The following is a 22,037-nucleotide window of genomic DNA, read 5'->3' as shown; positions in this document are numbered from 1 at the left end:
CCAAGATTCCGGACATGACTATCTATCGTCATGCACGATCACTCTTGCAGCGCATTTACCGCGGCTTTCCACCGTAATCTGGGATACTCCCAACGCGCTGCCTGGGCAGGTCCAAGGCGGCACTCTTGTTCTGATGTGGCCGAACGCTGGTCAGGATTCACCTTCCTTTTCGGCCCGGTTTGTTACTATCGCCATCCCTTGCCACCAGGAGTCACCGGCCCATGCAACACCAGTGGGATGAAATGCACCGCACCCGCAAGCCCACGTTCGTGCTGTGTGGCGAGCCCCAGGGGGATGTGCTCAATCTCTATGTTCACGGTTACTCGGCCTTCTTCAACCGCCAGCAACTGGGCAATTTCAAGGCACAACTGGCAGGTATCGAAGGCTCGACCAACCTGATGCTGTTCTGGCCGGCTGGGCATTTCCTGGAAAACCTGTTTGCACCGTTCAAGGATGTGATCACCTCGATGCTCGGCGGTGGCGGCCTGGGTGCGGCCACGGTAGGGGTGGGCAAGGCGATTGCGTATTTTCTTGACCATTACAAAAGTGTCGAAGCGCGGGTCGATGAGGTGGCCAAGACCTTGTTGCCCGAGCTGGCCGGCTACCTGCACGCCGAGTCTCTGCCGGTGCGGCGCATCAATCTGATCGGCCATTCCCTGGGTGCACGTATCCTGGTCAAGAGTCTGCTGGCCAGCCCCGAGATTGCCCGTGAACTGCCGTTGAATAACCTGTTGCTGATGGGCGGGGCGATCTGTACGTCGAGCCCTTGGGATGACGTGTCGGCGCCGCTCAAGGGCCGGCTGATCAACTGTCATTCGAGCAAGGACTGGGCGTTGGCGATGAAGCCGGATACCGAACGGTGTATCGGCCGTTATGCCATTGACGTAACGCCGGCATTGAAGACCAAGGTCACCAATGTGCACCTGGCCAGCTTCGATCATGCAGCCTACTGGCCGCAATTGAAGACGGTGGTGCAATACACCGACCTGCTGCAGGAGCGGCGCGGTTTGATCCGCGCCGACCTGCGCAGCAGTGAAGTGCGTTTTGCCGAGGAGGATGGGGACCTGTACCCGGCACTGGTGCAGGCGCGGTCGGAAGAGTTGAAGTTTCTTGCCGAGCTGATGGCGCAAAAACGCAGTGCCTCCATTGATGCCAGCGTGCGCGAACCGCTGAAGCTGGCCATCGAGTTGCAGCGCATGGGTGGCGACAGCTTTATGAACCTGGCCCGTGGCCATGGCGTGGGCTATCGCCAGATTGCTGAAGATGTGGCGCAACGCTTGGGCATCAAGTTCGACGCAGCGCTTGAAAGCGTGGCGCTGGCGGATATCGAAGGGCAGGTCGCAGAAAAGCTCATCGAGCAGTACAAGGACAAGCTCAGCCGCGCCGATCGCCAGGCGTTCGATGCCGAGCTCAAGGCTGCGGCGCAAAAAGAGCAGGGCCTGTTCACCCGCTTCGATGTGGGCCGCTCGGCCACCACCGCCTTGAGCGGCACCGCGCTGGCCGGGCTGACCGGGTTTATCCTGCGCCGAGGTGCGGCCACCGCGATTCCGCTGGTGGGCCAGGCGCTGGCCGCGGCGATGCTGCTGGTCAGCGGTGTCCGGGCGTTTTCCGGCCCGGCGTATTCGATCACCACCTTGGCGGTGTTGGTGATCGGCGTGATTCGCCAGCGCATGGAACGCGAAGCGCTGAACCAGGAGCTGGACCTGGTGGTGCAAGTGGTGGAGGCGTTCGACTTGCCGCGGGATACGGTGATGCGCACGGTCGCGTCCGACTGATAAGCTGCTGCCCAAGTCTTGTGTATTTGCCTGGAATACCGCGTGAAATTCAGCCTGCCGAAAATCGCTACCGCCCCGTTCTGCCCGCCGGAAGTGGCCGGCTCCGTCATCGTCGACCCCAAGGCATCGTTTTTCAAACGGATGCTGATGTTCGCCGGCCCCGGCCTGTTGATCTCCATCGGCTACATGGACCCTGGCAACTGGGCGACCGCCATCGAAGCCGGGTCTCGCTACGGCTACAGCCTGTTGTTTGTGGTGCTGCTGGCCAGCCTGGCGGGCATGGCGGTGCAATGCCTGTGCTCGCGCCTGGGTATCGCCACCGGCAAAGACCTGGCGCAACTGTGCCGTGAGCGCTACAGCAAGCGCTCATCACGTACCCAGTGGCTGTTGGCGGAAATTTCCATTATCGCCACCGACCTTGCCGAAGTGCTCGGTTGCGCCTTGGCGTTTCACCTGTTGCTTGGCGTGTCGCTGACCACCGGTATCGTCATCACCGCTTTTGATACGCTGTTGATCCTGGCCCTGCAAAACCGCGGTTTTCGCCGCCTGGAAGCGATCATGCTGGCGCTGGTGGCGACCATCGGCGTGTGTTTCTTTATCGAGCTGGTGCTGATCAAGCCCTATTGGCCTGATGTACTCAGCGGTTTCACCCCGTCATTGTCGGCCATCAGCGACGCTGCTCCGCTGTACCTGGCCATCGGTATCCTCGGTGCTACGGTCATGCCCCATAACCTCTACCTGCACACCTCCATCGTGCAAACCCGCCTGGTCGGCAAAGACCTGGCCAGCAAGCAGGATGCGGTCAAGCTGGCGCGTATCGACACCATCGGCTCCCTGGCCCTGGCCTTGCTGGTCAACGCGGCGATCCTGGTGTTGGCCGCTGCCGCGTTCTACAAGACCGGCCATACCGATGTGGTGGAAATCCAGGACGCCTACCACCTGCTCGACCCGCTCGTAGGCGGCGCCTTTGCCAGCATCCTGTTCGGTATCGCCTTGCTGGCCTCGGGGCAGAGCTCGACCTTTACCGGGACGATTGCCGGGCAGGTGATCATGGAGGGCTACCTGAACCTGCGCATACCCTGCTGGCAACGACGCCTGATTACTCGCGGGCTGGCGCTGATCCCGGCGTTCCTCGGCGTGTGGCTGATGGGTGACGATGCTATCGGAAAGCTGTTGATCCTCAGCCAGGTGGTTTTGAGCCTGCAATTGCCCTTTGCGCTGTACCCGCTGATCCGCATGACCGGCGACAAGCAATTGATGGGGCCGTTCGTCAACCGGCTGCCCACACGGCTGTTGGCATGGTTTCTGTTCGCGGTGATCAGTGGGGCGAATGCATGGTTGATTGGGCAATGGTTGTTTTGATTGGACATAGCGCTACTGGGGTATGACCTAAACCAACATTGCTAAGGATGTGTACTGGGCAACCTGCGGATCGGCTGTTAGTAGCTTCATTGGTTCACTCATCGCGGTTGCAATAATCAGCCGATCGAAAGGGTCCTTGTGATGATGTTCGAGATCCTTGACTGCAATGGCGTGCTCCGAGGTGATGGGGAGTTCGACGAAACCGCTTTCCAGGCAATACTCACGGATTTCATCCAGGTCTACGGAAAGCTTTCCAACGCCAACTTTGATTGCCATTTCCCAGAATGTTGCCGCACTGACGTAGACGTCTGCGGCATTTTCAATCAGCTTGCGGGTTTTGCCAGATAGTCTGGGGTCATCGTTGAGTGCCCACAGCAGGATATGGGTATCCAGCAGCAGTCTCATGAAGGACTGCCCTCAAACGCATCCAACAAATCGCTGGGCAGCGGTGCGTCGAAGTCGTCAGGGATGACCAGCTTCCCCTTCATTGCGCCAATTCGCCGGCCCTTGGATTTACCGATGGGCACAAGCTGTGCCATTGCACGGCCATGCTTGGCAATGGTGATGACTTTGCCGGCGGCGGCTTCATCGACCAGCTTGGACAGATTGTTTTTTGCCTCACCCAACGCAACGGTAATCATGTGGTCTTCCCCGTGTTTTGGCCAAATATAGCCAAAACTGCGGGCGCTATCAAAGACGGCTCGACCACTGGTCAAGGCCGCTCGTTCGGCACGTGATGGCTTGTAATACACGACATCCATGGCGTCTCTCCAAAAAAGAATTCGCCAAAGTGTGCCCCAACGCACCGTGCCCAAAAATACTGGCCCGTAAAATCAGAACGTGCCTACTTTTCCTACGAGGAAATTTCCCTCACCAGTGGCGTGTCTGGAGCGTACCAGGGGTCACCGATCCCAATACGGCACCGCCCCAAAACACTCCACGAAATAATCAATCACCGTACGCACCTTCAACGACAGCCTGCGGCTGCCTGGCCACAACGCAGCAATCTGCTGAGGCTCCAGGGTCGTTGCGACTTCATAGTCGGTCAGTACGGCCTGCAAGGTGCCGGCGCGCAGGCTTTCGCCAATCAACCAGGAAGGAAACACCACCAGCCCCAGGCCCTGTTCGGCGGCGTGGGTCAGGGTGTCAGCGTGGTTGCCGGTAATCGGGCCCTTGACGCTGTAGGGTGTCCAGTCGCCCTGGCCGTGGCGGAAGAACCAGCGCTGCTGGCCGGTGATGCCTTTGTAGGCCAGGCATTGGTGGTGGGCCAGTTCGTCGGGGTGGCGCGGCGTGCCGTGTTGCGCCAGGTAGGCGGGGCTGGCGGCGATGCGAAAGCGCTGGGGCGCAAAGATGCGTGCCTGCATGCCGGAGTCATTGAGCACGCCAATGCGGAACAACAGGTCGGTGCCATCTTGCAGCGGGTCGACGAAGGTGTCGGTTTGCTGGATATCCAGTTGCAGCTTTGGGTAGCGCCGGCACAACGCGCCCAGCCAGGGAGACAGGTGGCGCTGGCCGAATACCATCGGCGCGTTGATCCGCACCAGCCCGCTGGGCTCGTTGTCCTGTTCCTGCAGGGCCTGGTTCGCCATTTCCAACTGTTCCAATACCAGACGCGCGTGCCGCCCGAGCAGGCGTCCGGCTTCGGTGGGGCTCACGGCGCGGGTATGGCGATACAGTAATTGCTGGCCGAGGGCCTGTTCCATCAGTTGGATCTGCCGTGAAATGGAGGAGGGCGCCAGGCCCTCGCGGCGGGCCACTTCGGAAAAGCTGCCCTGGTCCAGCACGGCCACGAACAGGCGCAGCGCCTTGAAGCTCAGTTCATTCAAGCCCTGCATCATGCCTCCAGGCTGTGCGTATTGCGCAAAGGTGTTGTCCGTATACTCCCATTTATCGCACAGGGCGGCCACCGGATAATGCGCGCCATGTTCTTTTCTTGATACGCAGGTGATGTATGCAGGCACGCACTATCGAGGGCATGGCGCAGGCCAGGCCGAATAAAAACCTCCTACGGCTGCTGTTGTTGCCGTTGGTGATCCTGGCGGGCATGGGGCTGTCGGTGGAGGCCGGATTGCTTGGGCCGTTGGGCGCGCAGGTCGGGCATTTGTGGGCGACCTTGAGCATCTTCGGCGTCGGCACGGCGATCCTGCTTCTGCTGCTGCTGTTCAGCGGCCCGCAGCAGGGCCCGGCCTTTACCCAGCTGCCGCGCTGGCAATTGATCGGCGGATTTTTGGGGCCGATGTATGTGGTAGTGCTCACACTCGCCACGCCTCACATCGGTATCGCCATGACCATGATTGCGATCCTGTCCGGCCAGGTGGGCAAGAGTGTGTTGATCGACCACTTCGGCTGGTTCGGCACGGCACGCAAGCGCGTCAATGGCGAACGCTGGATTGCGCTGGCGTTGATTGTGGCGGCATTGGTCCTGATTGCACGAGGGTAAGACGATGAATCTGATTCTGTTATTGGTGGTGGTGATTGCGGCAGGGGCGGTGTTGAGTGTGCAGGCCGCGATCAATGGGCGCCTGGGCCAGACGGTTGGGGTGTTGCGCAGCAGCCTGCTGACCTTTGCCGTTGGCGCGCTCATCACGGCGTTGTTGATATTTTTCTTCGAGCCGGCCCAGGCCGTCAGCCTGCTGGACGTGCCGAAATGGCAATTGACCGGCGCCTTGTTCGATGTGGTGTACATGCTGGTGATGGTCGGCGCGGTGCCGGTGGTTGGCACGGCTGTCGCCACGGTGGCGGTGATTGTCGGGCAGTTGGGCATGGGCATGTTGATCGACAACTTCGGCTGGCTGGGCAACCCAGCCATCGAATTATCAGGAAGCCGCATCGTGGCGATGCTCTGCCTGGCCCTGGCACTGGTGTTCATGTATCGCAGCAATACCCGCGCGGCCGACTGATGGCGCTGAACCTTGGCGTCGTGTGCGTAGTCACTGCTTAAGGTGCGGTGTTCGCCGCATCGCGACGACCATGAAAAAGGAGTCTGACCATGCCAGATCAAACCTGTGCTTGCCCACACTGCAAATGCGTACTGGGCAGCGATGCGATCATGAAGGACGGTAAAGGTTATTGCTGCCAGGGCTGTGCCGAGCACCATGCCCATGGTGAGCCTTGCGCCGCCGCGACGGGCTGCGAGTGTGCCAAGTCGGCTCACACCTGAGGTGTTCGACCTGCAGGCCCGGTCAACCCGGTGCCTGCAGGGTGAGTTAAAACAGTTCGCTTGTCGGCGGTGAGTCTTTACCATGCTCACCTGTCTTCGATTAATGTGTACCCGCCATGGCCCTGGCCGCGCCGCCCGACCTCAGTAATCACGCCGTCCCTGTGCAGCCGTTGGCGCGCACCTATCCGCGTGGGTTATACGTGGAGCCCCATAGCCACGATTGGGGCCAGTTGCTCTATGCCATGAGCGGTGTAATGTGGGTCGAGACGCCCCGCGAAGCCCTGGTGGTGCCGCCCCAGCGCGCCGTGTGGTTGCCGCCGGGGATGGAGCACGGGATCCGTGTGGCCTCTGATTTGCAAATGCGCAATATCTACCTGCGTCCGTCATTGGCGGCGACGCTGGACAGCCAGGTGCAGGTCATCGAAGTAGGCCGGTTGTTGCGTGAATTGATCGTGACGTTGGTCGAACAAGGCGATCACGGCGATGCCGGCTACTACGAAGCGGTCGTCGGCCTGGCTCTGCTGGAGCTGCAACGCGCACGCCGCTCGCCAATTCGCATCGCCATGCCGGTAGCGGCGGATCGTCGGCTGATCAGCGTATGCCAGGCGGTCATGGCTGCGCCCTCCCTGGAGATCCCATTCGAGCAGCACGCCGAGGCAGCAGGCGCCAGCGTGCGCACCCTTGCACGGCTGTTCCAGAATCACCTGGGCATGGGCTTTGCCGAGTGGCGGCGCCAGGTACAGTTGGCGACGGCAGCCGCGGAGCTGGTCCAGGGCCAGTCGGTGAGCGGCATTGCCCGCGGCCTGGGTTATTCGCCGAGCAGTTTCAGCGACATGTTCCGCAGGGAACTGGGGGTATCGCCTTCGCAGTACGCGGGTTGGCCGAAATCCTGAAGCACTTGGCCGATGCCGACCGCAGGCGCGCTTTAAGCTGAGCCCATCAATCAACTGGGTCTAGCCTCCATGAACTATCTGATTTCCCTGGCCATCGGCCTGTTTGTCGGCGTGATCTACGGCGCGCTGGATTTCCGCTCGCCCGCGCCGCCAGCCATTGCCCTGGTGGGCCTGATGGGCATATTGCTCGGCGAAAAGCTCTGGCCCATGGGGCGGCAGCTGCTCAGCGGTTGGTCGTCCTGATTCCTCTTCCCTTCGACGGATGCCCCCGATGAAAGCACTGCAATTTAGCGCCACTGGCGACCTCGCCAACCTGCATTTGGTCGATGTGGCCATGCCCGTGCCGGCTGCCGATGGAGTACTGGTTCAGGTAAAAGCCGCGGGCCTGAACCCCAGCGACGTAAAGAATGTACTCGGCCGTTTTCCCTACACCACGTTGCCACGCATTCCCGGGCGTGACTTTGCCGGCGTGGTGGTGGAAGGCCCGCAAGCGCTGCTCGGCCAGGAGGTCTGGGGCACCGGTCGTGACCTGGGCTTTTTTGCTGACGGCTCCCATGCCCAATACCTTCGGGTATCAGCCACAGGTGTGGCGCATAAACCCAGTCACCTGAGCTTTGCCCAAGCCGCCAGCCTGGGTGTGCCATATACCACCGCCTGGGATGCCCTGGAGCGCAGCGGTGTCGGTAAGGGCACGCGCTTGCTGGTGATTGGCGCCAATGGTGCCGTCGGTAGTGCGGCGTTGGCGCTGGCCAGGATTCGCGGCGCCCAGGTAGTGGCGGCGGTGCGCAAGGCTGATCAGGTCGAGGCATTCCGGGCGCAAGGGGTTGACGCGATTGGCCTGGGCAAGCCGGAAGCACTCGGTGCCCAGGTGCATGCGGTGTTCGAGGGCGGCGCTGAGGTGATCTTCGACACCACCGGTTTCTGGCTTCCCCCTGCGGTGGCGGGGTTGGCGCCGTTCGGGCGTATCGCGATTATTGCCGCACCGGTCGACGGTCACGTGCAACTGCCGGCCCTGGCGCTGTACCGCAAGGGTGGGTCGGTGGTGGGAGTCAATTCGTTGCTCTATAGCTGTGAGCAATGTGCGGTGATGCTGGAGGCGTTCGGGCGGTTCTTTGATGAAGGCTTGTTGCCGGCGCCGACCGGCTTGCGCGAAGTAGCGTTGGCAGACGCAGTTGAGTGCTATGAGCAAGTGAACAGCGGCAGCCCGGATAAAATAATCTTCCTGCCGTAAACCGTATCAAATGTGGGAGGGAGCAAGCTCCCTCTCACATTTAGATCTTTACTCGACCTCGGGCACGCCTTTTTCCCACGTCGACCAATCCTTCACAATCGCCTGGACCAATGGATTGCCCGTGCGATACAGGTTTTCCAGTGCCGGGACAAAGCCGCCCTGGTCCGCATACTTGAGCAGGTTGTCTACCTCGCTGTAACCCGGGTAAGGCCGGTCAAAGTCGGAGCCCGCGCGTACTACGGCCAGGCGCTGGATATCCACCAAGCCTTCGCGGCTGGCACGCAGCAGCGCTTCATAGGTGGAGTTGTCTTCCTGTTGGGTGGTGCAGTACTCGCCTTTATTGTCGGTGAGCAATTTGGTCCAGACTTCGGCGCGTTCGCTCAAGCGTGTGCCGGAAAACCAGGTGTTGCCCGCCAGGGTGTCGCAGCGCGTGACTTGTGGTGGCTGGTTGGCCGGGGCGGCAGGATAGTGTTTGCGCCAGGCGGCCGATTCCTTGCTTTCCGTCAGCTCCACCTGGTGCGACAAGGCAAAGGCTTTGGCTTGCAGCTTGGGGTTGAGCTCGAACACTTCGGTCTTGTAGTCCAGTGGTGGTTTTTCGTTGGGCCCCTTGGTGTTGATACCGATATAACCGGTCGGCCAATCCTTGGGCGCATCCCGGGAATCAAGCTCCCACTGGGTGCCAAATTCCACCAGGTAATGAGCCCAGGCTGCAGTGCCGATGGTGCCGTGCTTGGGGCTGATGCCGGCGATCCCGGCGATCAGGAAGTAACTCTGGCGCAGGTCGAACTTGGGTGACAGGGCCAGGGCCAGGGTCGACGCGGCAGCATTGGTCTGGCCCATGCCGGTCACCAGCAGGCACACGTCCTGGGTATTGCAGCGAATCACCGGATAGTCGGCAGACAAGCCCGGCACGCGCACTTCTTGCTTGAGCTCCAGGCGGTCGATCCAGGTTTGCGCCTCGGGGGCGAACATCGCGATCAACATCACCTTGGGCTTGATCGGCGCCGGGTTGTCCGCCAGCACCACGTGGGGCAGCAGGGCCAGGCCGACGGCCAGCGAGACACGGGTAAGTGCTTTCATCTATAGCTCCTTGATCAGAATTGGTAGCCCACGCCGGCGTAGTAACCCCAGCCGTCGGAGCGAGCGCGGAAGTTGCCTTCGCCAAAATTCAACTCGCTGCCGTCCTCCCAGTTACCGCCGTTATGAAAGTAACGTCCCACCAAGGTAAAACGCAGGTGAGTGAATGAGTACAGCAGCACGTTGGTGGCCACCAGGGAATTGGCGGTGCGCGCCGGGTTGTCCTTGTGCAGGTCGGAACCGAAATCGTAGTTGGTAAAACCGATATAAGTGAGTGAAGCACCATTGTCGAACTTGCTGATGGGCACGATGTACTTCATTTGCGCACGGTAGCCGTCCCAGGAGTATTCATTGCTGGCGCCGTAGTTTTCCCACTGGTAGCGTCCATAGAAGTTGGCCGACAGGTTGACCCGCGAGTGGGTCTCGATATCGGTGCCCAGACCGCTGTACAGGGTGTTGGCGCGGTTTTCCTTATTGCTGCCATGGTCGTAGATCCAGTCAAAGGCCACATACCATTCCTTGAACGGGCCAATCGCCAGGCTACGGCCCGCGAGGTAGTCGATGGAGATCCGCGGTTCATGCTCCATGAACACCGGCGAGCCATGGTCCCACACGCCTTTGTCATTGCTGTTACCGATGGTGAGGATCTTCGGTACGTCGATATAGCCGTACAACTCAAAGGGCCCTTTGCGCCCGAAGTATTCGTATTCCAGGTAGACGTCGTCCTGGGGCTTGGGGCCGAAGCTGATGTCTTTGCTGCCGATCAGGGTCAGGTCCTGATTGAACCATTCCGAGAGATAAGCGCCTTTTTTCGCCGGCGGGTTGGCCTCAGGGCTGAGGGCTTCGCCCTGTGCTGAGTCATCGACGGGCTTTTCCTGCGCCAAAATGGGTGCACTGAGTACTCCCGTAACGGCGGCCAGTAGCAAGGAAACACCGAAGCAAACGCGGGGCCTTGAGGTGGGGTGCATTGAAAATCCTTATTCGTACGCGGTTGGAGCCCGATTTGGCGGGTAGGGTGAACTTGGTGCGCAAGTTCGTTCCGCAAACGTTTGCACAGGCTGTACCAACTTTCCTCAATGGCTTGAACTGTTTGGAAAAAAAGCGAATTAGCCGACGGTTTGGTCAGAAAACCAGCAGGCTCAGACCTTGGCGATTGGATTGAATAGATGCAGTGCGGTCTGCCGCCGGTATTCGCTCGGCGTCTGGTGCATTTCGATGCGAAAGTGGCGGTTGAAATTGGACAGGTTGGCGTAGCCCACCTCAAAGCAGATATCCGCCACTGACATCTGGCTTTGCAACAACAACCGGCAGGCGCGCTGCACGCGGAACTTGCGCATCAGGTCGATAAAGCCGTGGCCGGTATTGCGCTTGAAAAAGCGTGAGAAGCCCGGTTCGCTCATCTCCAGTTGCCGGGCAATGTCCGACAGGCGCACATCCCCCGTCAGTTCGCGCATCAGATAATCGAAGGCTTGGTTGATGCGTTCGGCACTGCGCGCATCCAGGGTCGGCGCATAGCATGGGCTGGCCAGGGCCTTGGCCTGTGAGGGCGGGGCATGTTTGAGGATATCGAGCAGTTGCAGGAACAGGATCAGGCGTTGCAGGCCATGGGCGCTGCCGATGGCTTCCATCAGCCTGGCGGCGTTAACCGCCGCCTCACCGGTGAATTCGACGCCACGTCGGGCCTGTTCAAACAGCGGCTGTAAATCACCAAGTTCCGGCAGGGCCTTGCGCAGGGCAAGGAGGGCGGTGCCGTCGAATTGCAGCACCACATCGCGGCCACTCAGGTATTCGCCGGGGGCCAGGTCGCCGATCCAGTCGTGGGGCAGGTCAGGGCCGATCAGCGCGACGTGCCCGGCGCTGAAGGCACCGATATAGTCACCCGCCACCAGCTTGCCGCTGCCTTGGCGGATAAGGTGGATTTCAAATTCGGGGTGATGGTTCCAGCGCGCCAGCTCATAGGGATAGTCATGTTCGAACCAGCGAAAGCAATGCTGCGGTTCGGGCAGGATCACTTCGAGTTCGGCAGGGCGGTGCTCAAACAGTTGGACGCGACTGACGGGCATGCTGATGCCTCTTGTAGGTATGCAATGGCCTTAAAAATACGCGCACTGGCAATCAGCGCGCTACTCCCGGTTTCACTTGGCACTGATACTTTTTTGATCCTGGGCCCGAGGTTAAAAAAGTATCAGTCGCTGATTCGCCAGGCGTTTGTGAGGGCCAGGCCAAGCTGCTGTAATCGGGGCTCGACAACAAAAACAACAGGTGGAAACCGCCATGCTCAAGCTACCGCAAGCACTGTTCCTGCTGACCGGCCTGGCCCTGGCCATACCCAGCCATGCCGCTGAAACCGTCACCATCGCCACGGTCAACAACAGCGACATGATCCGTATGCAACGTCTATCCAAGGTGTTCGAAACGCAGCACCCGGATATCCAGCTCAAGTGGGTGGTGCTGGAAGAAAATGTGCTGCGCCAGCGCCTCACCACCGATATCGCCACCCAGGGCGGGCAGTTCGACGTGCTCACCATCGGCACCTACGAAACCCCGTTGTGGGGCGCCAAGCACTGGCTGGAGCCGCTGACCCAACTACCGGCCGACTATGACATCGAGGATATCTTCCCCTCGGTACGCCAGGGCCTGTCCGTCAACAATACCCTGTATGCCTTGCCGTTCTACGGCGAAAGCACCGTCACCTACTACCGCACCGACCTGTTCAAGCAAGCCGGCCTGAGCATGCCCTCACATCCGACCTGGACCGAACTGGGTGAATTCGCTGCCAAACTCACCGCCAAGGACAAAGACCAGTACGGCCTGTGCCTGCGTGGCAAGGCCGGTTGGGGCGAAAACATCGCATTGCTGAGCACCATGGCCAATGCGTTTGGCGCGCGCTGGTTCGACGAGCAGTGGAAGCCCGAGCTGACCAGCCCCGAATGGACCGCGGCCGCCAACTTCTACGTCAACACCCTTAAGCAATACGGTCCGCCGGGCGCTTCCAGCAACGGCTTTAACGAGACCCTGGCGCTGTTCAACAGCGGCAAGTGTGCGATCTGGGTGGACGCCAGCGTCGCCGGCTCCTTCACCACCGACACCAGCCAGAGCAAAGTCGCCGACCGCGTAGGCTTCGCCGCAGCCCCCACCGAAGTCACCGACAAGGGCTCGTCCTGGCTCTATGCCTGGTCCCTGGCGATCCCGGCCACCTCCAAGCACAAGGATGCCGCCAAGGCGTTTATCAGTTGGGCGACATCCAAGGCCTACATCCAGCTGGTCGCCGAGAAAGAAGGTGTCACCAACGTACCGCCAGGCACCCGCCAGTCCACCTACAGCGCGGCGTACCTGCAGGCCGCACCGTTTGCCCAGGTGACCCTGGAGATGATGAAGCACGCCGACCCCGCACACCCGTCGGTCAAACCCGTGCCGTACGTGGGCATCCAGTACGTGACCATCCCCGAGTTCCAGGCCATCGGTACCTCCGTTGGCAAGCTGTTCTCGGCGGCGCTCACCGGAGGTATGTCGGTTGAGCAGGCATTGCAGCAGGCGCAGGCCAGCACCGAACGCGAGATGAAACGCGCCGGCTACCCGAAATAACTTTGACAGGACATCCCGATGAAACGACTCGAAGGTAAAAGTGCGCTGATCACCGGATCGGCGCGGGGCATTGGCCGTGCGTTTGCCCAGGCCTACATCGCCGAAGGCGCCACGGTTGCCATTGCCGATATCAACCTGCAACGGGCCCGGGCTACAGCAGCCGAACTTGGGCCTCAAGCCTATGCGGTGGCGATGGACGTCACCGACCAGGCATCCATCGACACTGCCATCGCCACGGTGGTGGCCCATGCCGGCAAGCTGGATATCCTGATCAACAATGCAGCACTGTTCGACCTGGCGCCCATCGTCGACATCACCCGCGACAGCTTTGAGCGGCTGTTCTCGATCAACGTTGCCGGCACCCTGTTCACCTTGCAGGCCGCCGCCCGGCAGATGATCCGCCAGGGGCATGGCGGCAAGATCATCAACATGGCCAGCCAGGCGGGGCGGCGTGGCGAGCCGTTGGTGGCGATCTATTGCGCGACCAAGGCAGCGGTGATCAGCCTGACGCAATCGGCGGGGCTGAACCTGATCAAGCAGGGCATCAACGTCAATGCCATCGCCCCGGGCGTGGTGGACGGCGAGCACTGGGATGGGGTGGATGCGCTGTTCGCCAGGCATGAAGGGCTGGCGCCTGGCGAGAAGAAAAAGCGGGTAGGGGATGAGGTGCCGTTTGGGCGGATGGGGACTGCTGAAGACCTGACCGGCATGGCGATCTTCCTGGCATCGAAGGAAGCCGACTATGTGGTGGCCCAGACCTACAACGTCGATGGCGGTAACTGGATGAACTAAAGCCCCGCGGATTTACCCATCGCTGTTCTTGCAAGAACGTCAGTCAGCAAAGCTTCGATCAAAGAAGTAAACCGCCCCAGGCTTCAAGTTTTCCACCGTCGCCTGGGGGCGGCCGCCTTCGCCGTTCTTCTTGCGCCCCGTCTCGCGCAGATACCCCGCCTCCACGAGTTTCAACAGACGCTGGCGAATACTGGTCTTCAATACCGGCCGCGCCAGCACCAGGGAGAAGATCGTAGTCGCTTCCGGCGCGCTGAATTCATGGCCCAGGAACATCAGCGGCAAGCTGCTGTACAGCGACTTCGACAACAGCCGCTCATGCACGGCTGCCACTATGCTGTTGTGATCGAATGGCAGCTTGATACTGCCATCGGCCACCGCATTCAATGAAAACCAGCCCTGGTTCTCGCCCAGCTCCATTTCATCCGCCACGATTGCCAGGTAGTAAGTCGACGACGACCAGCAGCGCGGGTCGCGAAACGCGTCGCCCACCGTGCCCACCTGTTCGCTCCAGGCCAGGTCCAGGCCGACCTTGTCACTGGCGCGCAAGCGTTCCACCGCATCCTTGAGGCTCAGGTCTTGCACGTCGCCGTTCACCACCACACCCGGCAGTGCCCAATGCCCGGCGAACGGCTCGGCTTCGCGTTCATTCAGCAGCAGCTTCAATTCTGCAGCGGCACGGCAGTAGCACAGTACGCAGAGATCGACGGTGTGCAGGTAGGCGCTAAGTGGCATGACAGGTCCTTATCAACAGTGGCCGGCATAGTCTAACGGATCGAACAGATATGTCATGAACTGACCTGCGCCTAAATAAACAAATGTTTCTTGCCATGAAAGTACATGACGTGTACTTTTGTTTCCAGGCCACCGGAGAATCGCCATGACCCTTGCTAAAACCGCTGTCGCTTCATTCGACGTCGACGCCCAGAAAAGCTTCACGCCGCTGTGCCCCAATGAGTTGCCGGTGGCCGGTGGCGACCGCATCGGTGCCGAGCTCAACTACATGGCCAGCCTCGCCGGCCATCGCATCGGCAGCAAGGACGCCCACACGCCCCACGCGCCCTGGGTGGTAGCGCAGCACAGCGAGATGCTGCAACCCACCGGCCTGGCCCACGCCGATGTCACCTGGGTCAGCCACTGCGTGCCGGGCACCGAGGGCTTCACCTTGCTCGACGAGTTGCCCAGCCCCTATGACTACGACTACTTCATCTGGAAAGGCGTCGAACCCGACCTGCACCCCTACGGCGCCTGTTTCCACGACCTGCACGACAAGCTGTCCACCGGGGTGATCGAGTACCTCAAGGCCCAGGGCGTCGCCCGCGTGATCGTCGGCGGGCTGGCCCTGGACTACTGCGTCAAGACCACCGCACTGCAACTGCTCAAGGCTGGCCTGCAAGTCGTCTTGCACCTGCCGGCCTGCCGCAGCATCAGTGAGGAGGGCGGTGTACAGGCCGTGAATGAGTTGCTCAAGGCCGGTGCTGTCATCAGCAGTACCCGCGAAGAACTGGCCGCGATGGCCGCGCGTTAAGGAGACCCACCATGGAAAGTGCATACGACAAGCAATCCCCAGTGATCCAGGGCCTGCTCGATACCGACTACTACACCTTCACCATGATGCAGGCGGTGTTGCACCAGCACCCCAATGTCGATGTGGAATACAACTTCATCGTGCGCTCCAGGGAAAAACTCGGGCACCTGATCCCGCAGCTGCGCGACGAGCTGGAAAAACTCGCCGGCCTGCACATGCGCGAAGGTGAGCTGCGCTTTTTGTTCAACCCGCGTTTTCGCGAATACCTCACCCCGGACTACGAGCGCTTCCTCGGCCTGTTCCGCTTCAACCTGCGCTATATCCACGTCAGTGAGGTCGACGGCCAGCTCAACATCCGCGTAATCGGCCCAATGCTGCACTGCATCATGTTCGAACAACCGGTCCTGGCCCTGGTCAGCGAATTGCGCAACCGTGACAAATACCCCGACGTCACTCTGGAGGACGTCACCCGCAAGCTCTACCAGAAATTCGACTGGCTGGAAAAAAACCTCAGCCGCGATGAATTGGCCGACCTGCGCGTGTCTGACTTCTCTACCCGCCGGCGCTTGTCGTTCAAGGCCCAGCGCGAAGTCGTAGACATCATGCGTCGCGACTTTCCCGGCCAGTTTGTCGGCACCAGCAACGCGCACCTGGCCTACGAGTTCGACCTGCCGCTGATCGGTACCATGGCCCACCAATGGCTGATGGTGCACCAGCAGCTGGGGCGCCTGCGTGAAAGCCAGAATGCCGCGCTGGAAAACTGGGTGCGCGAGTACCGTGGCCGCCTGGGCATTGCCCTGACCGACTGCATCAGCACGGATTTTTTCCTCAAGGACTTCGACCTGTACTTCGCCAAGCTCTACGACGGCCTGCGCCAGGATTCCGGTGACCCCATCGCCTGGGCCGACAAGGTGCTGGCCAGATACAAGGAACTTGGCATCGACCCCATGACCAAAGACCTTATGTTCTCCGATGGCTTGAACTTCGAAAAATGCCTGCCGATCCTGCGCCACATCCGTGGCAAGGCCAGGTTCGGCTTTGGCATGGGCACCAGCCTGGCGTGTGATGTGCAAGGTGTGGAGCCGCTGAGCATCGTGATGAAACTGGTGCGGGTCCACGGCGAACCGGTGGTGAAGTTCTCCGATGACCCGGTCAAGAACGTTTGCGAAGACGCCTCGTTTTTGCAGTACGCGGCGCAGGTATTCAATGTCGGCAATGTGGAGGTGTGACATGCAGGACCGTATCGCACAGGAACTGAATATCAATCGGCAGTTGGTGAAGGGGGGCGAAGCCAAGGAAATCCAACGTCGCATCGACTTCATCAAGCGCACCTTGCGCAGTTCGGGCTGCAAAGCCCTGGTGCTGGGCATCAGTGGCGGCGTCGACTCGCTGGTCGCCGGCCGCCTGTGCCAGCTGGCGGTCGAGCAGCTGCGCTCGCAGGATTACGCCGCGCGGTTTATCGCCATGCGCCTGCCGTACAAGAGCCAGGCTGACGAGCACGATGCTACCGCGTCCCTGGACTTTATACGCCCGGACCAGATCGATACCCTAAACATCGCCGCCAGTGTCGATGGCTTGATGAGCAGCCTGCCTGCCGGCGAGGTCGATGCCGAACGCGTGGACTTCATCAAAGGCAACGTCAAGGCGCGCACGCGGATGATTGCGCAATATGCCGTCGCCAATCTGCAAAACGGCCTGGTGGTCGGTACCGACCAAGGCGCTGAAGCGCTGATGGGCTTCTTCACCAAATTTGGCGACGGCGCCTGCGACCTGGCACCGCTCTCCGGCCTGACCAAAACCCAGGTACGCCTGCTCGGCACCGCACTGGGCGCCCCCGACAACCTGGTCAAAAAAGCCCCGACCGCCGACCTCGAAGAACTGGCGCCGGGCAAGCTGGACGAAGTCGCCTACGGCTGTACCTATGACGACATCGACGCGTATCTGATGGGCGAGCCTGTGAGTGAGCACGTAAGAACGATTGTAGAGAGCGCCTACAGCAAGACCGCGCACAAGCGCGCGCTGCCCATCGTGCCCCTTTAGGCAAAGATGTCTACGCAGCCTGGATCTGCAGGAGGGGGCTTGCCCTGAAGCCGGTCAGTCAAGAGGTAGCGCTTGCAAAAGATTCTTGCAAGTCGGCCAATTCAGTCTAATATAACCCGGGTAAAACAAATAACACCCGGGTAATAATTCATGCCTACGCAAAACCTTTCCCTATGCACCGCTTTCGCAGGGCATCAACGCATCGCCGCCGGCACCTATGCCGATGTGGCCGAGGCCCTGTCCACTCAGGCGTTGCCCGCTGGTAGCTTCCTGGTCTTCGATGACACCACGGGCACGCAGGTCGATTATCCGTGGCCAGCAGGCTACGCGCCGCAGCCTCCGGCCCCGGTCGAAAGCGAAGACGAGCCACCTGCCATGCCCTCGGTGGGCCGACCGAAATTAGGTGTGATCGCCCGCGAAGTCACCTTGCTGCCACGTCATTGGGAGTGGCTCGGCCAGCAGCGCGGCGGTGCGTCGGCTGCGCTGCGTCGGTTGGTGGATGAAGCGCGCACGGCCCACGCCAGTGTTGATCAACTGCGCCAGGCCAAGGAGGCCAGCTATCGCTTCATGAGCGCCATTGGCGGCAACCTGCCGGGCTTTGAAGACGCCTCGCGCGCGCTGTTTGCCCAGGACAGGGCCGGCTTCTCGCACAGCATCGCGCGCTGGCCGGTGGACGTGCAGACGTACCTGGGCTGGCTGTCGCGCAATGCCTTCCCAGCCTAATCACTCCGGGACTCGAACCAGCATGGAAGTTACCCAGCAACGGCCGTTGTGGCAGATCTACCTGATCTTTCTGGCACCCATGGTGCTGTCCAATTTTCTGCAGAGCTTTTCCGGCACCCTCAACGGCATCTATGTCGGGCAAATGCTCGGCACCCAGGCGCTGGCGGCGGTATCGGGCATGTTCCCCATCGTGTTTTTCTTTATCGCCCTGGTGATCGGCCTGGGGGCGGGCGCTTCGGTATTGATCGGCCAGGCGTGGGGCGCCCAGGAGACGGGACTGGTCAAAGTGATTACCGGCGCCACCCTCACGTTGGGCGCGCTGGTGGGCCTGATCGCTGCGGTACTGGGCAGCCTGTTTGCGCGTCCGGCCTTGCAGGCATTGGGTACGCCGCTGGATGTGCTCGACGATGCGGTGGGTTACGCCCAGATGATGATGTTGATCATGCCATTGTTGCTGGTCTTCATCCTCTATACCCAATTGCTGCGCGGGGTGAGCGACACGATTTCGCCGCTGCTGGCGTTGATGGTCTCGACCTTGGTGGGCTTGGTGCTGACCCCGGCGCTGATTCGTGGCTGGATCGGCCTGCCGCCCATGGGCATCCAGAGTGCGGTGTACGCAGGGTTGGTGGGTAATGCCTTGGCGATGCTGTTCCTGGTCCTGCGCCTGCGGCATAAAAACCATGTGATGGCGCCGGATCGTGAATTGCTCGCGGCCTTGCGCCTGGACCGCGTGATCCTCGGCAAGGTCCTGCGCATCGGCCTGCCGACGGGCTTGCAGATGGTGGTGTTGTCGTTGTCGGAATTGGTCATCCTGGCCCTGGTCAACGGCCACGGCTCCCAGGCCACGGCGGCCTATGGCGCGGTGACGCAGATCGTCAACTATGTGCAGTTCCCGGCGCTGTCGATCGCGATCACTGCGTCGATCCTCGGTGCCCAGGCGATTGGCGCCGGGCGCCTGGAGCGCATCGGGCCGATCCTGCGCACCGGGTTGGTGATCAACCTGTGCCTGACCGGTGCCCTGATCGTGCTCGGCTACGCTTTGTCGCACTGGCTGCTGGGGCTGTTCATCACCGACGACAGCGCGCGGGTCAGGGCCGAACACCTGCTGCACATCATGCTCTGGAGCATCCTGGTGTTCGGGTTCCAGGCGGTGATCGGCGGCATCATGCGCGCCAGTGGCGTGGTGCTGATGCCGGTGGCGATCTCGATATTTTGCGTGCTCTGCGTGGAACTGCCGATGGCTTACCTGTTCAACGCCCACTTCGGGCTGGAAGGGGTGTGGATGGCCTTCCCGGTGACCTACCTGGCGATGCTGGTGCTGCAGACTCTGTACTACCGGCTGGTGTGGCGGCATAAGCAGATCAAGCGCTTGGTTTGAGGCTCAGCCCGCGCAAGAGTAGCTCCAGGCTCTGCAAGGCTTCTTCCAGCCGCATGCCCGGGTGGTCATCCCGGGCAATCCACAACGCGGTATTGACCAGGCTGCCGTTGATCATCTGCGCCAGTGCCTGGCTGGGGGCCTTAGGAATCAACCCGGCCTGCATCAATGCCTCCAGCAATTGGCGCAATGATTCAACGCAATGTTGTTGGGGGCCGGTATTGCCCAGCACCGCCGGCGCATCCTGCAACACGATGCGCTGGATTTCAGGGTCCTGGGCCATGCGCAGATAGGCTCGGCAGCGTTCGCAAAAACCGCTCCAGGGTTCTGCGGCCTGCTCCGAGATGCGCTGCAAGCGCTCGTCCATCTCGCTGTCGAGCTGGGCGACTACGGCCGCCAGCAAGCCTTTTTTGTCACCAAAGTGATGGTACAACGCACCGCGTGTCAGCCCGGCTTGGGCGGTGAAGCCATCCATCGAAGTATTGGCATAGCCTTGGGTGGCGAAGGCTCGGCGCGCGCTGGCTATAAGGCGGGCGCGGGTGGCTTCGATCATTTCGGCACGGGCTCGGCTCATGGAAGTCTCTCGCTGGGTGATTGACATACGCTGCGTATGCAAAGCATGATCTGCCACATACGCACCGTATGTATTTTGCCCTGATCGCTTCAGATAGCAAGCCCGGGGCTTCAAGCAAGAGGTCAAGCAGGATGGCAAACCCTTACGCCGAATTATTCCAGGTCCCCGGTGCCCGAGCCTTTGTGCTCGCCGGCATGCTGGCGCGCATGCCGATATCGATGACCGGCATCGGCCTGATCACCATGTTGTCCCAGGTACATGGCGGCTATGGCCTGGCCGGTTCGGTGGCGGCGGTCTTTGCCCTGGCTACGGCGTTCTGCGCGCCGCAAGTTTCACGTTGGGTGGACCGCTACGGCCAGGGCAAGGTATTGCCGATTGCCGCTTTGATCGGCGGCGGGGCGTTGTTGATGGTGCTGCTGTGTACGCGCTTGCAGGCGCCGAATTGGACGCTGTTCCTGTTTGCCGCGCTGGCCGGTTGCATGCCGAACATGTCCGCCATGGTGCGGGCACGCTGGACCGAGCTGTACCGCGGCAAGCCCAGGCTGCAGACCGCATTTGCCCTGGAGTCGGTGCTCGATGAGGTGTGCTTCATCATTGGCCCGCCCATTTCCGTTGGCCTGAGCGTAGTGCTGTTTCCTGAAGCCGGCCCCTTGGTGGCGGCAGTATTGCTGGCCATAGGTGTGACCACCTTTGTATTGCAGCGGCAAACCGAGCCACCGGTCCACGCACACCACGATGCGCACGGTCGCTGGCTGATCGCTTCGCCCTCGGTGCTGATCCTGATGATCCTGCTTCTGGCCATGGGCGTGATCGTCGGCGTGGTGGATGTGGTCAGCGTGGCGTTCGCCCAGCATCAAGGCCAGCCGGCGGCGGCGAGTATCGTGCTGTCGGTGTACGCCATCGGTTCGTGCCTGGCCGGGCTGGCCTTTGGCGCCCTCAAACTCAAGGCACCGTTGCCCCGGCAGTTCCTGTACTGCGGCGTGGCCACGGCGCTGACCACCTTGCCCTTGTTGCTGGTGAGCAATATTCCGGGCCTGGCCGCCGCGATTTTTATCTCCGGCCTGTTCTTCGCGCCCACCTTGATCGTGTCCATGGCCATGGTCGAGCAGATCGTCCCGCCCAGCCGCCTCACCGAAGGCATGACCTGGCTGATCACCGGCCTGAGCATCGGCGTGGCCATCGGTGCCGCCAGCTCCGGTTGGATGATCGATCATTTTGGAGCCGCCAGCGGATTCTGGGTGGCGTTGGCGGCGGGGGCAGTGGTGTTGGGCTCGGCGGTGTTGGGTTACCGACGGTTGGGCTAGTCAGCCTATCGCCGGGCATGGCTCTGGATAGTGATGTTGTAGAAACTCGCTCAACGCTTGGCGCGTCAGATCATTCAACGTCACTTTCTTACGGGTTGCTGCCAGGGCTGCTGCCAAGTGCAGGTCATGCCCGACGCGCACGTTGAATGAACCTTTGCAAGGTTTCTCCGGCGTTTGCCCGAGGGCATGGCAGGTCGCGAGGTAATCGTCCACCGCTTCACGGAAGGCGGCTTCCAGTTCTGCGACGGTTTTACCTTCGTAGCTCACTAATGCCTTGATGAACAGGACCTTGCCAAACAGGCAGTTGTCTTCAAGGCTGGCTTCGATAGAGCCGATATAGCCATTGTGTTTCAGTTGGTTGTTCACTGAATCAGTTCTCCTGATTTCAATTGTTCGATGATCTGGCGACGAATGTAGTGCTTCAGTTCGTTGCCGGGGTGAGGCCTGTGCAACGTGATCATTGCACTGGGGTCGCCGATGTCGAATTTGACCCGGCTTCCGGCCCCTTCAATCTGTGTGTATCCGAGCCGTCGTAACAGTGTGACGAGCTCGGGCCAGGTAAATGCCATGTGCTCATTGAGCAGTTTGGCGAGCAGCTTTTCATTTTTGGACACGGCGCTC

The 22,037-nt window shown here is 60.9% G+C and carries 26 protein-coding genes; 16 read left to right on the top strand and 10 right to left on the bottom strand.

Annotation, left to right across the window (positions count from 1 at the left end):
• The first annotated feature begins 221 nt into the window (after window positions 1-221).
• Together BLU48_RS12840 and BLU48_RS12835 are read left to right on the top strand one after the other, a co-directional pair.
• On the top strand, window positions 222-1,775 hold the full coding sequence (locus BLU48_RS12840; RefSeq protein ID WP_057022636.1) for a DUF726 domain-containing protein: 1,554 nt from the start codon (window positions 222-224) through the stop codon (window positions 1,773-1,775).
• Between the two features lie 42 nt (window positions 1,776-1,817).
• Window positions 1,818-3,137 carry an Nramp family divalent metal transporter gene (locus tag BLU48_RS12835; protein ID WP_046072204.1) on the top strand — a complete coding sequence of 440 codons (1,320 nt, stop codon included), beginning with the start codon at window positions 1,818-1,820 and terminating at the stop codon, window positions 3,135-3,137.
• 27 nt (window positions 3,138-3,164) lie between these two features.
• Here the strand turns inward: BLU48_RS12835 and BLU48_RS12830 are convergent, their stop codons facing one another.
• From BLU48_RS12830 to BLU48_RS12820, 3 genes are all read right to left on the bottom strand, one after another.
• On the bottom strand, window positions 3,165-3,542 hold the full coding sequence (locus BLU48_RS12830) for a type II toxin-antitoxin system VapC family toxin (RefSeq protein WP_057022635.1): 378 nt from the start codon (window positions 3,540-3,542) through the stop codon (window positions 3,165-3,167).
• Complete coding sequence (locus BLU48_RS12825) at window positions 3,539-3,898, bottom strand: type II toxin-antitoxin system Phd/YefM family antitoxin (protein ID WP_225924326.1); 360 nt, start codon at window positions 3,896-3,898, stop codon at window positions 3,539-3,541. Before BLU48_RS12825 ends, BLU48_RS12830 begins: the two co-directional genes overlap by 4 nt.
• 141 nt (window positions 3,899-4,039) lie before the next feature.
• A complete protein-coding gene (locus BLU48_RS12820; protein ID WP_057022634.1) occupies window positions 4,040-4,972 on the bottom strand; it encodes a LysR family transcriptional regulator in 933 nt (310 codons plus the stop codon).
• 116 nt (window positions 4,973-5,088) lie between these two features.
• Here BLU48_RS12820 and BLU48_RS12815 point away from each other — a divergent pair, with 116 nt between their 5' ends.
• The 6 genes from BLU48_RS12815 to BLU48_RS12790 all read left to right on the top strand — a co-directional run bounded on the left by BLU48_RS12815 (window position 5,089) and on the right by BLU48_RS12790 (window position 8,421).
• Window positions 5,089-5,577, top strand: coding sequence for a DMT family transporter (locus BLU48_RS12815; RefSeq protein WP_046072207.1), 489 nt, complete (start codon window positions 5,089-5,091; stop codon window positions 5,575-5,577).
• Window positions 5,578-5,581: 4 nt separating this feature from the next.
• Window positions 5,582-6,037, top strand: a complete 456-nt coding sequence (locus tag BLU48_RS12810; RefSeq protein WP_057022633.1) for a DMT family transporter — start codon at window positions 5,582-5,584, stop codon at window positions 6,035-6,037.
• An 89-nt stretch (window positions 6,038-6,126) separates the two neighbouring features.
• Window positions 6,127-6,297, top strand: coding sequence for a metallothionein (locus BLU48_RS12805; protein WP_043049518.1), 171 nt, complete (start codon window positions 6,127-6,129; stop codon window positions 6,295-6,297).
• A 116-nt stretch (window positions 6,298-6,413) separates the two neighbouring features.
• Window positions 6,414-7,190, top strand: a complete 777-nt coding sequence (locus tag BLU48_RS12800) for an AraC family transcriptional regulator (protein ID WP_057022632.1) — start codon at window positions 6,414-6,416, stop codon at window positions 7,188-7,190.
• A 69-nt stretch (window positions 7,191-7,259) separates the two neighbouring features.
• Window positions 7,260-7,433 (top strand): DUF1427 family protein, encoded by a 174-nt coding sequence (locus BLU48_RS12795; protein WP_082636635.1) that lies wholly within the window; start codon window positions 7,260-7,262, stop codon window positions 7,431-7,433.
• 28 nt (window positions 7,434-7,461) lie between these two features.
• On the top strand, window positions 7,462-8,421 hold the full coding sequence (locus BLU48_RS12790; RefSeq protein ID WP_057022631.1) for a quinone oxidoreductase family protein: 960 nt from the start codon (window positions 7,462-7,464) through the stop codon (window positions 8,419-8,421).
• A gap of 48 nt (window positions 8,422-8,469) precedes the next feature.
• Here BLU48_RS12790 and BLU48_RS12785 read toward each other — a convergent pair whose 3' ends face one another.
• The 3 genes from BLU48_RS12785 to BLU48_RS12775 form a co-directional block, all read right to left on the bottom strand.
• Complete coding sequence (locus tag BLU48_RS12785; RefSeq protein ID WP_057022630.1) at window positions 8,470-9,501, bottom strand: purine-nucleoside phosphorylase; 1,032 nt, start codon at window positions 9,499-9,501, stop codon at window positions 8,470-8,472.
• A gap of 14 nt (window positions 9,502-9,515) precedes the next feature.
• Window positions 9,516-10,466 carry a nucleoside-specific channel-forming protein Tsx gene (locus tag BLU48_RS12780; protein ID WP_057022629.1) on the bottom strand — a complete coding sequence of 317 codons (951 nt, stop codon included), beginning with the start codon at window positions 10,464-10,466 and terminating at the stop codon, window positions 9,516-9,518.
• 171 nt (window positions 10,467-10,637) lie between these two features.
• Complete coding sequence (locus BLU48_RS12775; protein WP_057022628.1) at window positions 10,638-11,561, bottom strand: AraC family transcriptional regulator; 924 nt, start codon at window positions 11,559-11,561, stop codon at window positions 10,638-10,640.
• Between the two features lie 211 nt (window positions 11,562-11,772).
• On the opposite strand from BLU48_RS12775, the gene BLU48_RS12770 reads away from it, so the two are divergent.
• Complete coding sequence (locus tag BLU48_RS12770) at window positions 11,773-13,083, top strand: ABC transporter substrate-binding protein (RefSeq protein WP_057022627.1); 1,311 nt, start codon at window positions 11,773-11,775, stop codon at window positions 13,081-13,083.
• Between the two features lie 18 nt (window positions 13,084-13,101).
• On the top strand, window positions 13,102-13,875 hold the full coding sequence (locus BLU48_RS12765) for an L-iditol 2-dehydrogenase (protein WP_057022626.1): 774 nt from the start codon (window positions 13,102-13,104) through the stop codon (window positions 13,873-13,875).
• A gap of 39 nt (window positions 13,876-13,914) precedes the next feature.
• Here BLU48_RS12765 and BLU48_RS12760 read toward each other — a convergent pair whose 3' ends face one another.
• Window positions 13,915-14,607 carry an NUDIX hydrolase gene (locus BLU48_RS12760; protein WP_057022625.1) on the bottom strand — a complete coding sequence of 231 codons (693 nt, stop codon included), beginning with the start codon at window positions 14,605-14,607 and terminating at the stop codon, window positions 13,915-13,917.
• Between the two features lie 145 nt (window positions 14,608-14,752).
• Here BLU48_RS12760 and BLU48_RS12755 point away from each other — a divergent pair, with 145 nt between their 5' ends.
• The 5 genes from BLU48_RS12755 to BLU48_RS12735 all read left to right on the top strand — a co-directional run bounded on the left by BLU48_RS12755 (window position 14,753) and on the right by BLU48_RS12735 (window position 19,541).
• On the top strand, window positions 14,753-15,400 hold the full coding sequence (locus BLU48_RS12755; RefSeq protein WP_057022624.1) for a nicotinamidase: 648 nt from the start codon (window positions 14,753-14,755) through the stop codon (window positions 15,398-15,400).
• Window positions 15,401-15,411: 11 nt separating this feature from the next.
• Window positions 15,412-16,629, top strand: coding sequence for a nicotinate phosphoribosyltransferase (gene pncB / locus BLU48_RS12750; RefSeq protein WP_043049528.1), 1,218 nt, complete (start codon window positions 15,412-15,414; stop codon window positions 16,627-16,629).
• 1 nt (window position 16,630) lies between these two features.
• On the top strand, window positions 16,631-17,440 hold the full coding sequence (gene nadE / locus BLU48_RS12745) for an ammonia-dependent NAD(+) synthetase (RefSeq protein ID WP_056846805.1): 810 nt from the start codon (window positions 16,631-16,633) through the stop codon (window positions 17,438-17,440).
• A 150-nt stretch (window positions 17,441-17,590) separates the two neighbouring features.
• Window positions 17,591-18,163 (top strand): DUF2239 family protein, encoded by a 573-nt coding sequence (locus tag BLU48_RS12740; protein WP_057022623.1) that lies wholly within the window; start codon window positions 17,591-17,593, stop codon window positions 18,161-18,163.
• 22 nt (window positions 18,164-18,185) lie between these two features.
• Window positions 18,186-19,541 (top strand): MATE family efflux transporter, encoded by a 1,356-nt coding sequence (locus tag BLU48_RS12735; RefSeq protein ID WP_057022622.1) that lies wholly within the window; start codon window positions 18,186-18,188, stop codon window positions 19,539-19,541.
• Here the strand turns inward: BLU48_RS12735 and BLU48_RS12730 are convergent.
• On the bottom strand, window positions 19,525-20,112 hold the full coding sequence (locus BLU48_RS12730; RefSeq protein ID WP_057022621.1) for a TetR/AcrR family transcriptional regulator: 588 nt from the start codon (window positions 20,110-20,112) through the stop codon (window positions 19,525-19,527). The genes BLU48_RS12735 and BLU48_RS12730 overlap by 17 nt on opposite strands.
• A gap of 131 nt (window positions 20,113-20,243) precedes the next feature.
• Here BLU48_RS12730 and BLU48_RS12725 point away from each other — a divergent pair, with 131 nt between their 5' ends.
• Entirely contained in the window at window positions 20,244-21,416 is a 1,173-nt protein-coding gene (locus BLU48_RS12725; protein ID WP_057022620.1) for an MFS transporter, read from the top strand.
• On the opposite strand, the gene BLU48_RS12720 is transcribed toward BLU48_RS12725, so the two are convergent.
• On the bottom strand, window positions 21,417-21,782 hold the full coding sequence (locus BLU48_RS12720) for a type II toxin-antitoxin system HicB family antitoxin (protein ID WP_057022619.1): 366 nt from the start codon (window positions 21,780-21,782) through the stop codon (window positions 21,417-21,419). It lies immediately after the preceding gene.
• Window positions 21,779-22,030: a type II toxin-antitoxin system HicA family toxin gene (locus BLU48_RS12715; RefSeq protein WP_046072224.1), complete on the bottom strand. Its 252-nt coding sequence runs from the start codon at window positions 22,028-22,030 to the stop codon at window positions 21,779-21,781. Before BLU48_RS12715 ends, BLU48_RS12720 begins: the two co-directional genes overlap by 4 nt.
• Window positions 22,031-22,037: the final 7 nt, after the last annotated feature.

This window comes from Pseudomonas synxantha (assembly GCF_900105675.1).
Taxonomy (GTDB): Bacteria; Pseudomonadota; Gammaproteobacteria; order Pseudomonadales; family Pseudomonadaceae; genus Aquipseudomonas; species Aquipseudomonas synxantha.
This window is presented reverse-complemented; position numbering and strand designations above follow the sequence as displayed.